This window comes from Desulfitobacterium sp. LBE (assembly GCF_007830365.1).
In the GTDB taxonomy this organism is placed as follows: Bacteria; Bacillota; Desulfitobacteriia; order Desulfitobacteriales; family Desulfitobacteriaceae; genus Desulfitobacterium; species Desulfitobacterium hafniense.
In genome coordinates this window covers 1,032,494-1,046,711 of record NZ_VLKD01000001.1, presented here as the reverse complement: position 1 = coordinate 1,046,711, position 14,218 = coordinate 1,032,494, and the positions used below count along the sequence as shown (strand labels likewise).

Annotated in this window: 14 protein-coding genes; 8 read left to right on the top strand and 6 right to left on the bottom strand. The window is 47.3% G+C overall.

Features of this window, described 5'->3' with window-relative positions:
- Positions 1–198: 198 nt before the first annotated feature.
- The 3 genes from DESLBE_RS05150 to DESLBE_RS05140 all read left to right on the top strand — a co-directional run bounded on the left by DESLBE_RS05150 (position 199) and on the right by DESLBE_RS05140 (position 2,668).
- A complete protein-coding gene (locus DESLBE_RS05150; protein WP_144675470.1) occupies positions 199–558 on the top strand; it encodes a BlaI/MecI/CopY family transcriptional regulator in 360 nt (119 codons plus the stop codon).
- The gene (locus DESLBE_RS05145) at positions 555–2,288 is read left to right on the top strand and encodes a M56 family metallopeptidase (RefSeq protein WP_243131232.1); all 1,734 of its coding nucleotides are present in this window, start codon (positions 555–557) and stop codon (positions 2,286–2,288) included. Before DESLBE_RS05150 ends, DESLBE_RS05145 begins: the two co-directional genes overlap by 4 nt.
- Before the next feature lie 161 nt (positions 2,289–2,449).
- A complete protein-coding gene (locus DESLBE_RS05140; RefSeq protein WP_242834084.1) occupies positions 2,450–2,668 on the top strand; it encodes a hypothetical protein in 219 nt (72 codons plus the stop codon).
- A gap of 18 nt (positions 2,669–2,686) precedes the next feature.
- Here DESLBE_RS05140 and DESLBE_RS05135 read toward each other — a convergent pair whose 3' ends face one another.
- Entirely contained in the window at positions 2,687–3,157 is a 471-nt protein-coding gene (locus DESLBE_RS05135) for a pyridoxamine 5'-phosphate oxidase family protein (RefSeq protein WP_005814552.1), read from the bottom strand.
- A gap of 175 nt (positions 3,158–3,332) precedes the next feature.
- On the opposite strand from DESLBE_RS05135, the gene DESLBE_RS05130 reads away from it, so the two are divergent.
- Entirely contained in the window at positions 3,333–4,757 is a 1,425-nt protein-coding gene (locus tag DESLBE_RS05130) for a PLP-dependent aminotransferase family protein (RefSeq protein WP_005814553.1), read from the top strand.
- A 147-nt stretch (positions 4,758–4,904) separates the two neighbouring features.
- On the top strand, positions 4,905–5,849 hold the full coding sequence (locus DESLBE_RS05125) for a DUF1848 domain-containing protein (protein ID WP_144675468.1): 945 nt from the start codon (positions 4,905–4,907) through the stop codon (positions 5,847–5,849).
- A gap of 276 nt (positions 5,850–6,125) precedes the next feature.
- Here the strand turns inward: DESLBE_RS05125 and DESLBE_RS05120 are convergent, their stop codons facing one another.
- From DESLBE_RS05120 to DESLBE_RS05110, 3 genes are all read right to left on the bottom strand, one after another.
- Positions 6,126–6,443, bottom strand: coding sequence for a type II toxin-antitoxin system RelE/ParE family toxin (locus tag DESLBE_RS05120; protein ID WP_005814555.1), 318 nt, complete (start codon positions 6,441–6,443; stop codon positions 6,126–6,128).
- Entirely contained in the window at positions 6,436–6,711 is a 276-nt protein-coding gene (locus DESLBE_RS05115) for a type II toxin-antitoxin system Phd/YefM family antitoxin (RefSeq protein WP_005814556.1), read from the bottom strand. Before DESLBE_RS05115 ends, DESLBE_RS05120 begins: the two co-directional genes overlap by 8 nt.
- Positions 6,712–6,835: 124 nt before the next feature.
- A complete protein-coding gene (locus DESLBE_RS05110) occupies positions 6,836–8,062 on the bottom strand; it encodes a helix-turn-helix domain-containing protein (protein ID WP_144675466.1) in 1,227 nt (408 codons plus the stop codon).
- Between the two features lie 301 nt (positions 8,063–8,363).
- Between DESLBE_RS05110 and DESLBE_RS05105 the strand changes: the two genes are divergently transcribed.
- The 3 genes from DESLBE_RS05105 to DESLBE_RS05095 are packed head-to-tail and all read left to right on the top strand — an operon-like array spanning position 8,364 to position 12,486.
- Positions 8,364–11,006: a molybdopterin-dependent oxidoreductase gene (locus tag DESLBE_RS05105; RefSeq protein ID WP_144675464.1), complete on the top strand. Its 2,643-nt coding sequence runs from the start codon at positions 8,364–8,366 to the stop codon at positions 11,004–11,006.
- Between the two features lie 19 nt (positions 11,007–11,025).
- Entirely contained in the window at positions 11,026–11,604 is a 579-nt protein-coding gene (locus DESLBE_RS05100; RefSeq protein WP_018213034.1) for a 4Fe-4S dicluster domain-containing protein, read from the top strand.
- Positions 11,605–11,607: 3 nt separating this feature from the next.
- The gene (locus DESLBE_RS05095; RefSeq protein WP_144675462.1) at positions 11,608–12,486 is read left to right on the top strand and encodes a DmsC/YnfH family molybdoenzyme membrane anchor subunit; all 879 of its coding nucleotides are present in this window, start codon (positions 11,608–11,610) and stop codon (positions 12,484–12,486) included.
- A gap of 265 nt (positions 12,487–12,751) precedes the next feature.
- On the opposite strand, the gene DESLBE_RS05090 is transcribed toward DESLBE_RS05095, so the two are convergent.
- Positions 12,752–13,627, bottom strand: coding sequence for a DmsC/YnfH family molybdoenzyme membrane anchor subunit (locus DESLBE_RS05090; RefSeq protein ID WP_015943979.1), 876 nt, complete (start codon positions 13,625–13,627; stop codon positions 12,752–12,754).
- A 3-nt stretch (positions 13,628–13,630) separates the two neighbouring features.
- Positions 13,631–14,209: a 4Fe-4S dicluster domain-containing protein gene (locus tag DESLBE_RS05085; RefSeq protein ID WP_015943980.1), complete on the bottom strand. Its 579-nt coding sequence runs from the start codon at positions 14,207–14,209 to the stop codon at positions 13,631–13,633.
- Between the last annotated feature and the right edge of the window lie 9 nt (positions 14,210–14,218).

Here is a 14,218-nt window from a genome sequence, read left to right as displayed (position 1 = left end):
CTTTGACACTATTCAATCTAATCCCGGATAATATTCCGTGGTAAATTATAGCAGGTCAAATAGTTGCATGTTAATCAAACTTCTAGTTATTGACAAAGGAGGTTTATCAGGATAAACTTATTGTGGGTTTATTTGAATAAACCTTTGGTTTTAGCAATATGAAGCGCACAACGTGCGTAGGATTAGGGAGGATAAGTTGTGGAAGAATTTAAACTGTTTGACGCGGAGTATAAATTCCTCGATATTATTTGGCGGCTTGAGCCTGTCAATTCAACGGAATTGACTAAGGTCTGTCGGGAAAAGCTGGGCTGGAAAAAGCCGACCACCTATACCATGCTGCGCAAGCTTGCTGAGCGGGGATTATTGAAAAACGAAAACGCCACAGTGACCACCCTCGTCAAGCGGGAGCAGGTGCAAAAGTATGAAAGCGAGGTGCTCCTGGAAAAGTCCTTTGATAATTCTCTGCCTGCTTTTTTAGCCGCCTTCCTCAAAGATAAGCGGCTCACCCGGCAGGAGGCCGAAGAGATCAAAAAGATGATCGAGGAGGCGGCGCAATGAGTGAATTACTGAGTGGTTTGCTGAGTGGCTTACAGTTGGGCAGCCTACAGCTGAGCGGCTTACATAGTGCTTGGACAGCGGTCTTGAATATGAGCCTTACGGCCACCTATGTGGCGGCAGTGGTCATCCTTGTCCGTTTTTTCTTAAAAAAGGCCCCGAAAATTTTCTCCTATGTCTTATGGTCGGTGGTTCTGTTCCGGCTGCTTTGCCCTTTTTCATTGCCTTCGGATTTCAGTCTTCTGGGAGTAGTCACGGCGAATCTGCGGACTCAGGCCGGTGTCCTGGAATATGTTCCTGAGAGTAGAAGCATGATGCCCCAGCCCACCATTCCTTCCGGTGATGCCGGATTTGAGCAGGGGGGTGAGCAGCAGGCTGCTGCCGCTTTGCCCCCATCCTCAGCGATGACCAGAGGGGAGACTCTGGCGGTGGGAATGGAGATTTTAAGCGTGATCTGGCTGGCCGGTATGGTGATCCTGATCTCTTACAGTGTCCTTGCCTATCTGAAAACGAAACGACTGTTGCAAGCGGCTACCCTGATTAAAGATAATATTTATGAATCTGATCGGCTGAGTACCGCTTTTGTCTTTGGGTTTATTCGTCCGAAGATTTATGTGCCTCTGGGTGTAAGGGGGGCTGACCTGGATTATATCCTGGCCCATGAACAAACCCACATCAGAAGAAGGGATTATCTCCTGAAACCACTGGCTTTTTCAGCCATTATTCTCCATTGGTTTAATCCTGTGATGTGGCTGTCTTTTGTCCTGATGAGCCGGGATATGGAGATGTCCTGTGATGAAAGTGTGCTGAAAAGGGTAGGAGGAGAAGGGAAAAGTGAGTATGCCAAGTCATTATTGGCTCTCTCCGTCAAAAGAAGCGGATTGTTCACCTTAAGTCCTTTGGCTTTTGGGGAAAGCGATGTCAAATCAAGAGTTAAAAATATCCTTAATTACAAGAAGCCCGGTTTTTGGGTTGTGATTCTTTTAGCTGTTGCCGTGGGTGGTATGGCGTTCACTCTGCTGGTCAACCCTGCCGATAAGGAACCGGATCTATCTTTCCTCAATCCGGATAATCTGGTCTCTCTCCTTGTACAGAGAGATGGTGCGCAGATTAATGAAGCGGGATATCCTTATCCCATCATCGTATCTGGTGTAGAGTTGGGAAAATGGCTGGATAGGGCGGCGAATGATTGGAAGGAAAAAAAGTTCTCTTCCTCTTATGAGCTTACACCTTCAATTACGATTCAGGTTAATGGGGATAACGAGATTCACTTTTTTGAAGCGGAACCGACTCTGGCGATGATTCAATCCGGTGAACAATACCGCTACTATGCCATTCCCGAAGAGGATTTCCGGGTTATCCAGAAATTAACCCTGCTTGCCTATCCTAAGATCCAAAGCGTGACCATGTCCGAGTGGAAAAAGGGAGAAGAGGTTACCTCTGTGACCAGCACAGACAGCACTATTTTGGAGATGGCGGTACACCTGGCCCAGGAAGAAGAGAATCCTTCCTTCCTCTGGAGGTATACCAGTGTGAACGATGTGTCGGCTACAGCTAATTTTATGCGCATTGTTCTGGAAGGTCCGAGTGTTGCCTATACCTATTTTCTCTACACTGAGGATGGGAAGAACTACACTATCGAAAAACCCTATGAACGCATCAATAAAATCAATCCGGATACAGGTCAGGCCATCATTGACCTGTTTAGGAAGGCGCAAGTCAAACTGCCGTAAAGAGTCAGAAAATGCGCCTGCTAAGGTACCGAGCGGAGTTTCACTAGCTCATGATAATGCCCCTGTTTTTGAACAAGCAGAATTTGCATCTCAAATAACATTATTATGTTATAAATAGGAATTCAATCAAGCTTCCAAAGGAAGTTTCAGAGAAGCTGAAATTGAAAGAAGGAATGGAACTTAGGGTTATTTCAGACGAAGTCGATGGTGTACTAATATTGAAGGTTGTGGAAGGAAAAAACAAAGATTTTTCAGGTATTAAAGGGGTCGGAAAAGAGTTATGGAAAGATGTTGATGCTCAGGAATACGTAACCCAGGATAGAGACAAAGGGAGCGAATGGTCTGGTTTGGCAGTAGAGCCCATTTACACGGGTGTTTAGTCAGCCTCCTTGAAAGACTTATTTGTGATATTTCCCGGTACATTCCTTAATCTGTAGTTCAATCACTGCCGTACCTTTCACCATATTCTCCGGAAGCTCTTTACCAGCAAACTGGGGTGTGTATTTTTCAACCAATCTGTTCAAAACCTCACGTTTAGAGGAGATATCTTCCAGAATATGCGCTGTTCCTATCACCACCACGCTGTTGTAAATGGCCTCTGTATCGCAGGCCGCCCCTTCACCCGGCTGCAATCCCAACAGCTCATCCACTTCAAAGCAAACCTTTGGATTAGCCTTCACATTGTCGATCTTTAATCCCTTAGGCAGTCCGTGCATATAAATAGTTTCGTTATAGTAGACAAAATGCATGGCAGTGACATAAGGATATCCGTCCCCGCGAACTGTTCCGAAGCGTCCAATAGCCGCTCTTTCCAGGAGTGCGTCAATCTCCTCTTTGGTTAATTGAAAGTGTTTCATCCTGTTTTGCATAGATCATTCCTCCTAATGTGTAATGTGCGCAGGTTGTGCGCTTCATACCCAGGGATGGCCCGGGCTTTGCCAATTGCCAGCTGGGTGTTTTTATTATATGCTAAGAGTGTACCCGTTAAAAGGTACACTCTTAGCATATAATTATGGGTACACTGAGTGAGAGGTGTATGAATAAATGATTTATATTAGTAAAGAAATCAACACACCTTTATATGATCAGATTTACAGGCAAATACAAGGGGATATTATTTCCGGAAATCTTTCGCCGGGAACGCTGCTGCCCGGAATCCGGACTTTAGCCAAGACATTAGGCGTTGCGCGCAATACTGTGGACAAAGCCTATACACAACTGGCGGTGGAGGGGTATATTATTCCTCGCAAAGGTGCAGGCTTTGCCGTAGAGAGCATTAGGGATTCTAAAAAGAGCGCTGAATTGCAACCGTTATCTTCTGGGGTGTCTGCTCATCCGGGCCACGAGAAAGCAGAGAAAAAGCTTCCCTATGATTTTCAATACGGAAGCTTTCCTGAGGAGTACTTTCCCAAGACTGCCTGGAAAAAGCATATGCTGGAGGTGCTGGCGTTGCCCCATTTGTCGGCTCAGATGACTCAGTATCAGGATAAACAGGGGAACCTCTCCCTGCGCTGTGAACTCCAAAACTATTTGTACCAGACCCGGGGGGTGGTGTGTACAGAAGATCAGATCCTCATCGGCTGTGGCCTGCATTATTCCCTGGATACCTTATGCAAGCTGTTTGCAGGCCATAAGAGGATTGCTATGGAGGAGCCGGGATATAATGGAGCCAAAGAGGTCTTTCAAAACAACGGGTTTACGATACGCCATATTCCCTCGACACCATACGGACTTGATCTTTCACAGCTAAAAACATTGGCTGTCCCTATTGTTTATGTAACACCCTCCCATCAGTTTCCTTATGGAACCGTCCTTCCGATTTCCAAACGGCGGGAATTGCTGGAATGGGCGGCGGAAGAAAACGCTTATATCATTGAGGACGATTATGACAGTGAATACAGGTATGATGCCAATCCGATACCATCCCTGCAGTCCATCGATGGCCATGATCGTGTTATCTATATCGGCACCTTTTCCAAATCTCTTTCTCCCTCATTGCGCATTAATTACATGGTACTTCCCAAGTCATTGCTTCCAGCCTACCATCAGATGTTTTCTACTTACAGCAGCCCTGTTACCTGGCTGACCCAGGAAGTGCTGGCCAGCTTTCTGCGCTCCGGAGATTATACCCGGCATGTGCGCCGGATGTGTGCAGCCTATCGAAAACGGCATGATGTTTTTGTCCAGCAGCTTTCGCAACACTTCGGACCAAACATCGTGCTGCATGGGCAAGGGGCAGGATTGCATTTTCTGGTGGAGTTTGCGGAGGAAGTGGAGGCTGAGGGTTTAATCCAGATGGCTGAAGAAGCAGGAGTCAGGGTATACCCGGTGACCCCGTTCTGGAGTGCCTCAGAAGCCTGCCCTCCCAATCTGCTTTTTGCAGGATACAGCCTGTTGAATGAGAGGCAGATACAAGAGGGGCTCCGCCTTTTGAAGGAAGTGTGGGCTCCAGTGCTGGAAATTAAATGATGCAAAATCGGAAGACATGATCCTAAAAATAAAGTACACTTAACCCCATAAGAATAAAGATATTTGCCTCATGGCTCGCTGGCTTCCATTTATGCATGGAAGCTTGCCTTTTTATAGCAGCAGCGTGAGGAAAGGAGTGGTAAACACATGATTCTTAATATCAGCGGGCGGACGGATATTGTCAACCATTATGCAGACTGGCTTTTCAGGCGGTTTGAGGAGGGTTACGTCCTCTCCCGAAATTCCCTGTTTGCCAATTCGGTGCGGCGTTATGAATTAACCCCGGATAAAGTCGATTGCCTTATCTTCGGGTCAAAAAACTATGCTCCCGTTCTCCAGCGCATCCATGAGATCACGGAGAGGTTCCACACCTATTTTTACTATACCATTACGGCTTATGGGAGGGATGTTGAACCAGGGGTGCCGGATATCGACACAAGTATCGCCACGTTGATAAAGCTTTCGGAAATTGTCGGTGCCCGGCGCGTTGCCTGGCGGTATGATCCGGTGCTGCTGACCAGCAACTACACAGGGGCCCTGCATCTCGAAACCTTTGAGTATATTGCCGATCGCTTGGCGGGGCATATTGACCGCTGCATCTTCAGTTTTGTGGAAATGTATAGGAAACATGAAGTCAACTTTCCGGAATTGATTGCTTTGCAGGATGAGGATAAGGATAACATTGCTCGAGGGCTTGGAGCGATTGCAGCAAAGTACGGTATACCTCTACAGACCTGCGGCCCGGAGGAAAACTATGCCCAGTACGGCATTAAAACCTCGGGATGTGTTACTTTGGATATATTAGGCCGGGCAAACGATATCCAGTTTCGGGAGCTTAAGCATCGAGGCTTTCGCGAAGGCTGTCACTGTATGGAAAGCCGTGACATTGGAGCCCTTAACAGCTGTCCCAATGGCTGTAAATATTGTTACGCAAACAAAAATGCCCAGCTGCCTCGCGAAAACTATCTGCTGCATGACCCGGAATCTCCTTTGCTAATCGGGCGGCTGAAACCCAGCGACAACTTGCAGCAGGGGATGCAGAAAAGCTTTCTGAAGCAGGGGCATCAGGCTCAGGTAGGAAAAACAGTGTAAAGAGTACTATTTGGGTTTGGGGTAGGGAAAATCGATTATAATATTAGAAGTGGTCCATAGTTTTCCGGAGCTTGAGATCGATCTAAGAAAAGCATTTCAAGATATTTAGGATGAAAGAATTTGGGAAGATAACAAAAGACGGCGGCTGGTTTAAAATGCCAGAAGCCGTCTTTTCTGTAAACAGGTCAAGTCAATAACGTTTCAATAGTGTGAAGCCGTTCAATTTTAAGAGCTGCCATGATATCGTGCAGTCTTGACTGAGGAGATACATTGGGATTATCTGATTAGCCATCCATAATCCTGCCTGCAATCCACGATGTAGTCAACATATACAGTCTGATCCTTGATCTGATAGAGAATCAGACACCATTTCTCAACGAATATCTTGTGATATTTGTTCAGCGGTATAAATTCAGCATTGAGAAAAGGAAAGCGTTCCGGCATGGTGGAAAGGGAGCGGATAGCGTTCATCAATTCGTTTTTTGTTCTGCGGGCAGCATCAGGGCTTTTTTGTGCCAGAAACCGAACATGGCCCGCCAGCATCTGACGGGCACGTTCGGAGACAATTACCTTATATTGAGGCCCCTTATCCATGGTCCACCTCATCAATGATGCTGTCCAGATAGCTGTCAAGTTCGTCCGGCGTAACCCCAATGCGTCCGGCCAGACGGTCTTCCTCAACGGCCAGCAGTTCTTCGCGCAATTTAAGCATTTTCTCACGGCGGGTAAACGCCTCTATATCCATCACCACGAGATCACCCTCGCCGTTTTTGGTAAGGTATACAGGCTCACCAGATTCTTTACACAAAGCTGCAATCTCATTATAATTCTGCCTGATGCTTGCGGACGGTTTAATCTGCATGGTGTCAACTCCTTAGCAATATTCTAACTAAATTATACTTCTTTTGTGCTATGGAATCAATCGAGGATTCTATGAAAGTGGTAAAATGAAAGGTAAATTAATCCTGCCCTTGCATAACGTCCTGTCAAGCCAATAACGTTTCAATGGTGTGAAGCCGCTTGATTTTAAAAGCCGCCATGATATCCAGGCGGGCGTGGTTATCCGTCAAAGGCTTCCCTAAGATGTTTTCAATTTTATTTAAGCGGTAACGCAAGGTATTGGGGTGCATAAAGAGTGCCTTGGCCGTCTTGCCCACATCAAATTGATTCTCGGCAAAGCTTTCCAGAATCGTCACCAGGGAGCTGTCCTGGTCGTCTTGCTTATGCAGCTCCCCAAGGACATGGAGATAATACTCTTTTAAATCCTGGAGATCATGTTTATAGAGAATCCGTTCCAGGCCGAGATCCCTAAAGAAGGGGATAGGGATACCTAAAAGTTTTCCCATTTCTAAAGCGACTTTTGCCTCTTGGTAGCTGCGAAAAAGCACAGTAGCCTCAGAATAGGCCTGACCTACGCCACATGCAGCAAGACCCTTTAATTCAGTATTCTGGACCTGGGAGAGGATTTTGTCGGCGAAAACAAGGAGCTCTTCTGTCTGCACTGCAGGCTTATCGGTTTGCATAGGAACAAAGAGGATGAGTTCATTTTGGCGAAGGATAACAGCCGGGTTTTTATAGTAAATCTCGATGAAATTTTGCTCAACAATCCTCGAAAGAACATCCATGAGATGCCATTCCGTGGTATAAAAATCTGGTTCCGGCAGGAGAAAAACCATAATTGTGTGAGGACGGCGAAAATTCCAACCCCATAGTTCACCGGTGGCGATGATTTCGTCATTGCGTTTTAGATTGCCATAGATCAAATCATAGAGAAAGGCATTTTTGAACTTGCTTTGTTCTTGTTTAAGCTCGAGGCGGTTCTGGAGATGGACGGCACAGAGGGATGCTGCATAATCCAGGAGGGGTTTAAAGTGAGTTGGGTCTGGAGAGTTGTCATCAGTAAGCATAAAAATATAGCCCAGGGTGCGGCCGAAGGGCGCAACGACTCTGCCCAGGGCAAGGGATTGCATAGTGTCGGTCAAAATATGGCAGGTAAAAAGTGCGTCACTGCCGGTCCTGGGCTGGTTAGAATAAATATGAAATGACTCGAAATCATAATGAGAAGAGGAAGAAAAGAGCTTATAGGCAGATGAAGAAATTAAGACCGGGTGATCCAATATCCTGGCTAAGACAGCACTGAGTTGATCAAGTCCTTGTCCCGAAGCCAAGGCCAATTCCTGCATGTAATCAGGAACCTTGAAATCCATGCCCATGTTGCCTCATCCTTTCCAATAAGTGTTAGGAGTCTTGTCCTATACTTCCAAAGGTTTGATGATATAGAATAATTATAATACAACTCTTGCCAAAAACTTTGGAGCAGAGTCTAAAAATCACAAGGGTATTTTGTACTTGTGAACATATGGCCTAAAATAGGGCTGATATATACTGATTATAGATTCAGGAGGACATCCAGTCAAATGATGGCCCACAGCAAAGAATGCCTGGATGCTGGATGCCAGGATCTTCCTTTGACCGTAATGGTTCGGTTCAACAGATTAAAAGGAGGTAGGATCTATGTCAAGATTGCTGGATAAAATTAATGACCAAAAAATAAGCCGCAGAAATTTTCTAAAAGCGACAGCGGCCGGCACGGCCAGCCTGGCTCTGGCTGGTTGCGGAAGCGGCTTAACATCAGCAGGAGAAAAGGTGAATGCTCTGGGCGAAGAGCAAGGAGAATGGATTCCCGCCGCATGTTGGCATAACTGCGGTGGAAGATGTTTAAACAAGGCTTTAGTGGTGGATGGAGTCGTCGTTCGCCAAAAAACCGATGATACCCATGAAGATTCCCCGGATTATCCACAACAAAGGGGCTGCCTCAGAGGACGTTCTCAGCGCCAGCAGGTCTTTGGTGCGGATCGCTTGAAGTATCCTATGAAACGTAAACATTGGCAGCCGGGAGGCGGCGACAAATCTCTGCGCGGTAAGGACGAATGGGAGCGGATCAGCTGGGATGAAGCGTTAACTTATATTGCCGATGAATTGCAGCGGGTGAAGAAAGATTATGGCAACCGCTCCATTTTGCACATCGGTGGCTGGAGCAGTAGAATTACCGATATCTCCAGAACCCTGGGATTGTTCGGAGGGTATTGCGAATACTGGAATACCAATTCCTTCGGCAGTTGGGCCATGACCCCCAAAACCGTAGGCTTTCTGCAATTAGGAGTATGGGATCAAACCGTCAACGACCGTTTCGATCTGCGCAACTGTGAGACGATTATCATGCTCAGTATGAATCCGGCCTGGAGTGCTATGGGAAGCTCCAGCTGGCATTATCTGCAGGCTAAGAAAGCCGGGGCAAAATTCATCGGTATTGACCCCTTTTACAATGAGTCCTATTCTATGTTGGGGGCGGAGTGGGTACCGGTACGTCCAAGCACTGATTCCGCTTTATTACTGGCCATTGCCTATGTGCTCATCACCAAAGATCACCCGGCTATGAATCCCTTGATTGATTGGGAGTTCTTAAATAAATACTGTCTTGGTTTTGATGCTGAGCATATGCCGGAAGGGGAAGATCCCCAAGGTAATTTCAAAGACTATGTTCTGGGCACCTATGATGGCGTTCCTAAAACACCGGCCTGGGCCAGTGAGATCTGCGGGGTTGATAAGATTCAGATTGAAAAACTGGCCATGGAGTTCCGGAAGGATAAAAAAGTAGCCTTCTTATGCGGCATGGCTTCGGCCAGAACCACCAACTCGGATAATCTCCCTCAACTGATTATGACCATCGGCGCCATGACGGGCCATATGGGCAAGTCCGGCCACATGACAGGCAGCACCATGCACGCTACCTCCGGCAACGGCGGTCCGGCTTTAGTCTGTGCCGGTTCCAACGGATTGCCTGGCATTGCCAACCCTGTAGATGACAGCATCAATGCCGGTCAGGTCTGGGACGCCATCCTCAACGGTAAATACAATTTCACAGGCAGTGGGGACTTTGTTTCTCCCGATCAATTCAAACCGGGGCAAGAAAGGGATATTGATATTCATATCATTTACCATTCCGGTGGGGCAACCTTGCAAACCAGTGATGGCATGACCAAAGGGATCGAAGCTCACCGCAAGGTGGATCTCGTTGTTTCCCATTCCCAATTCGTAACCACCAATTCCAAGTATGCTGATATTGTCCTGCCGGTGACCACCGAGTGGGAGAAATTCGGCGGATTTTCCGGAGGAACCTTGGTTCATAGCGGTAACCGGGAAATGCTCATTATGTATTCCCAGATCACCGAGCCTCTCTATGAAGCCAGGAGCGATCAGTGGATCGCTATTGAGCTTGCCAAAAAGTTAGGAATTGATGAAAAAGAAGCCTTCCCCTTTGATGAAAAGCAGCAATTTTTTAATGCTTTAGCCAGCGCCACCGTAGTCAATGAAGATGGCAAAACCTATGGCCCTTTAGTAACCATCACCCAAAAAGATATTGATGAAATGGGTGTTGCCGGCAAACCCCAGACAGGTAAGATCACCTATAGCGAGCTTAAGGAAAAAGGGGTATATCAAGTCAAACGGTCCCAAGGGGATAACTATGGTTATATCGCTTATGAAGATTTTGTTAAGGATCCAGGGAAAAACCCCTTAACGTCGGAAAGCGGTAAGCTGGAGATCTATAGTCGTCAGTTAGCCCAAACCGTCAATGATATGGGCTTTAGCAAGATTCAACCCATTCCTTCCTATATTCCGCCTGTCAATGGTTATGAGGATACCTTCCAGGATTGGGAAAGCAAAGCCAAAGGCGAGTTTCCTTATCAGGTGATTAACCCACATTATTTGCGCCGCTCTCACACCGTCTTTGACAATGTGAAATGGCTGCAAGAAGCTTGGTCCAATCCAGTCTTCCTGAATACCAAAGACGCACAAGCCAAGGGTATCAGCAATGGAGATACAGTTCTGATCACCAGTCCCTATGGACAGATTTTAAGGAACGCTTGTCTGACGGAAAGAGTAAGACCGGGCGTCGTCGCTCTACCCCATGGAGCTTGGGTGGATATCGATGAACAAACCGGCATCGACAGAGGTGGTGCTGACAATATCCTCAGTGGCCAGGTTCCCACCGGTCAAGGTGTTTCCGGATTCAATACGGGAGTTGCCAGGATTGAGAAATACACGCCATCTAAGTTAATTCCCGATGTGGAAAAACCAGCAAGAATTGTATTTTAGGAAAGGGGTGTAAGTAAAAGTGGGCAAATTAGGTTTTTACTTTGATATGGAAGCCTGCGTTGGCTGCCGAACCTGTCAAATCGCTTGTAAAGATAAAAATAATAACAAGATCGGCGTTTTATATCGTCGGGTAAGAAATTTTGAAACCGGTGTTTATCCAAGACCTGATGGTTTCAATTACTCTTCTGCTTGCAATCACTGTGCTGAGGCCAAATGTGTCAAGGGCTGCCCCACCGGTGCCATGCACTATGCCGAGGATGGAACGGTACAACACGATAAGAATAAGTGTATCGGCTGTAAATACTGTATCTGGAACTGCCCCTATGGTGCACCGCAGTTCCTTGAAGAAAGCGGCATAGTCGGGAAATGCGACAGCTGCAAGGAGCTACGCGACCAGGGGGGAAATCCTGCCTGTGTGGACGCCTGCATTATGAGGTGTCTGGAGTTTGGCGATTTAGATGAGCTCAAAGCAAAACACGGCGCTGATTTGGTTCAAGAACTATCGATCCTGCCGGATGCCAAAGTAACCAACCCATCGGTTCTGATTAAGCCCAGGAGCTGCGCGATGGATGCCAATCCCAGAGAGAAAGAGGTGTAAGCAGTGGAAAATCTATCCTTAATCCTATTTTCGATCTGCCTGCAAGCGGCTATTGGTACTATGGCCTTTGTGGCTTTGGGCAAGTCCTTTAACAAGGAAGGACAGTTTAAACCCGCTATGGTCACGGCAGCCGGCCTGGCGATTGTCGGACTTCTCGCCTCACTTCTGCACTTAGGCAGACCACTGGCTGCATTGAATTCACTGGCCCACTTTGGCACCTCTTGGCTGAGCCGGGAAATTTGGTTTACCGCTGTCTTTACCGGGCTAACCGTTTTGTGTGCTTTATTAGTCCTCATCAAGCCTGCGGCCAAAGGTGCGGTCAATGCTTTGGCTCCTCTGGCCGCAGTCATAGGCCTAATCGATGTCTACATTATGTCTTCTATCTATAATTACGCCTCAGTTCCAGCTTGGCAGCATGGTTCAATTTTTGTGGAATTCTACGCTGCCGCCATCTCCCTGGGAGCAGTCATTTTCCTTGCTTTAAGCGGGAAGGAAGCTGATAAAGTAAAGAAAGCAGCCTCCTTAGGGGTGGGAGTTGCCGTTGTAGTGCAAGTAGCGGCCATGGTAGTTTACTATATCCAACTGGGAACCAGCGAGAACTTAGCTGCCGGACAAAGCCTGGCCCTTTTAAACAGCATGAGCGGAGTCATGGCCACGAAATGGCTCTTGATTCTCCTTGGAGCGGGATTTCTGATGTTCCCCATGGGTAAAGGAAGCATGAAGATATCTGCCGGTCAAGCCGCCGCCCAAATGGCGGCAACTACAGAAGGTACGGCAGGCACAACAGTTTATCTTGCAGCTGCCCTGGTGGTTATCGGTCAGATCCTGGGACGCTACATTTTCTATGCAGTGATGATTGTAAATACAGTTGGCTTGAGTTAAATGTAAACACATTATATAGAGAGAGAGCCGCTTCACCTGATGGTGGCGGCTCTCAGTTTACATATCTTATATTTTAATTTAGGTGGCAGCTCCTGATTTCTTCAATTTATTTTAATAGAAGCATGATATATAACCGGCTTCAGACACCGCCTTTACGTTATTTAGGAATCTAAGTCCCTTCCTGCAGCTTCAAGCAGGAGGGGACTTAGATTTATGGTAGAGGAGGGAGGGGAAAGGGAAAATAAGAAAAATGAATGACAAAGGATTAGCTTAAGCCGACCCGGCTGGCGATCATCATCGCATAGAAAAGGTAGCGGCCAACAATCTGACCAATGACGAGAAGGGCGGCGGCTATATAAATGGTAGTGCCGGATAGTCCTGCCGCTGCCACTTCTGCGGCAGCCTGACCGGAGCTGTTTACGGATAATTGTTGTTTCTGAATAGGGAAGAGAAGCAATCCCGTACCTAAGAGGATAAATAACCATTTAACAGCCATTGCTCCGCTCATCCCGCTAAGAAGAGCAAGGCTTTGCTGAGCAGCTGAACTGGAGCTTGCACCCAGTTGGATATAATATCCTACCATGGCTGCGACCTGCAAGGCAACGGCAATTCCGGTAATGATCACCGCCGGCTGGCGAACTTTAGAACCTTCCGAGCCGCTTAAGGTCAGGAAGAGTAAAGCTCCCATGGAGATGGCAGCAGCATAGAATTCAACGGTGACAGCACTGTAATTCCAGGCGGAAACACTGGTGGAAGTGTAGACAGAAGCCATAGCATAAACGTCTAATAAGCCGAATACAGCGGCCAGAGCCATGAAGGTCCGGACTAACCCTTGGGAAGCGGGCTTGAAGAGGAGAAGCAGCGCGGTGACGACAGTCAGTCCGGTGAAGATGCTGGTCAGCCAAATTTCCCGGCTTAACCAGGAGGTGGCAAAGTGAGCCAGGGAATTGACAGCCCGGAAGGGCTGCCCCAAGTGCAGGAAGGAGGCGAGTAGACCGATAACAGCTAAAGCTGCGGCGCTGACGACGGCAACTTTATAGGAAGCGTCCTTGTACAGGTATTTCGCCAGGGTGGCGAATATCATCAGGCCAATGGCCGCCTGAAGGCAGATCGAGAATAGGATTAATGCTAATTCCTCCATGGCTTAGACCTCCTTTTCCTGAACATTAGGATCCAAGGCATGGCTCCTTGGTGTGATCAGAAGCGAGGGATTAGTCATCGAAGAGGTGGGGAGAATAGGCAGATCCCGAACTAGTTTTGGTCCGTGGTCAGCGGTGAGTTCATCTAAGTCACCGAATTCCAGGCAGCGCATAAGACAGGCATCGACACAAGCCGGATTTTCGCCCTTATCACGCAAATCCTTGCAGCTGTCGCATTTGCCGATAATACCGGCCGCTTCAATAAACTGGGGAACACTATAGGGACAGTTCCAGGTACAGTATTGACAGCCGATGCATTTATTTTTATCATGCTGTACGGTTCCGTCATCGGCGAAATGCAAGGCCCCTGTAGGGCAGCCCTTGACACATTTGGCCTCGGCACAGTGATTGCAGGTGGCGCTGTAATGATAGAGTCCAACTTTAGGGAAACTTCCGGTTTCAAAGGTCCTGACTTGACGGAAAATTGTCCCGGGCTGAAGATTATTTTTATCCTTGCAGGCGACTTGGCAAGTGCGACAGCCGATGCAGATGCTCATATTAAAATAAAACCCCATATTTGCCATAATGATTCA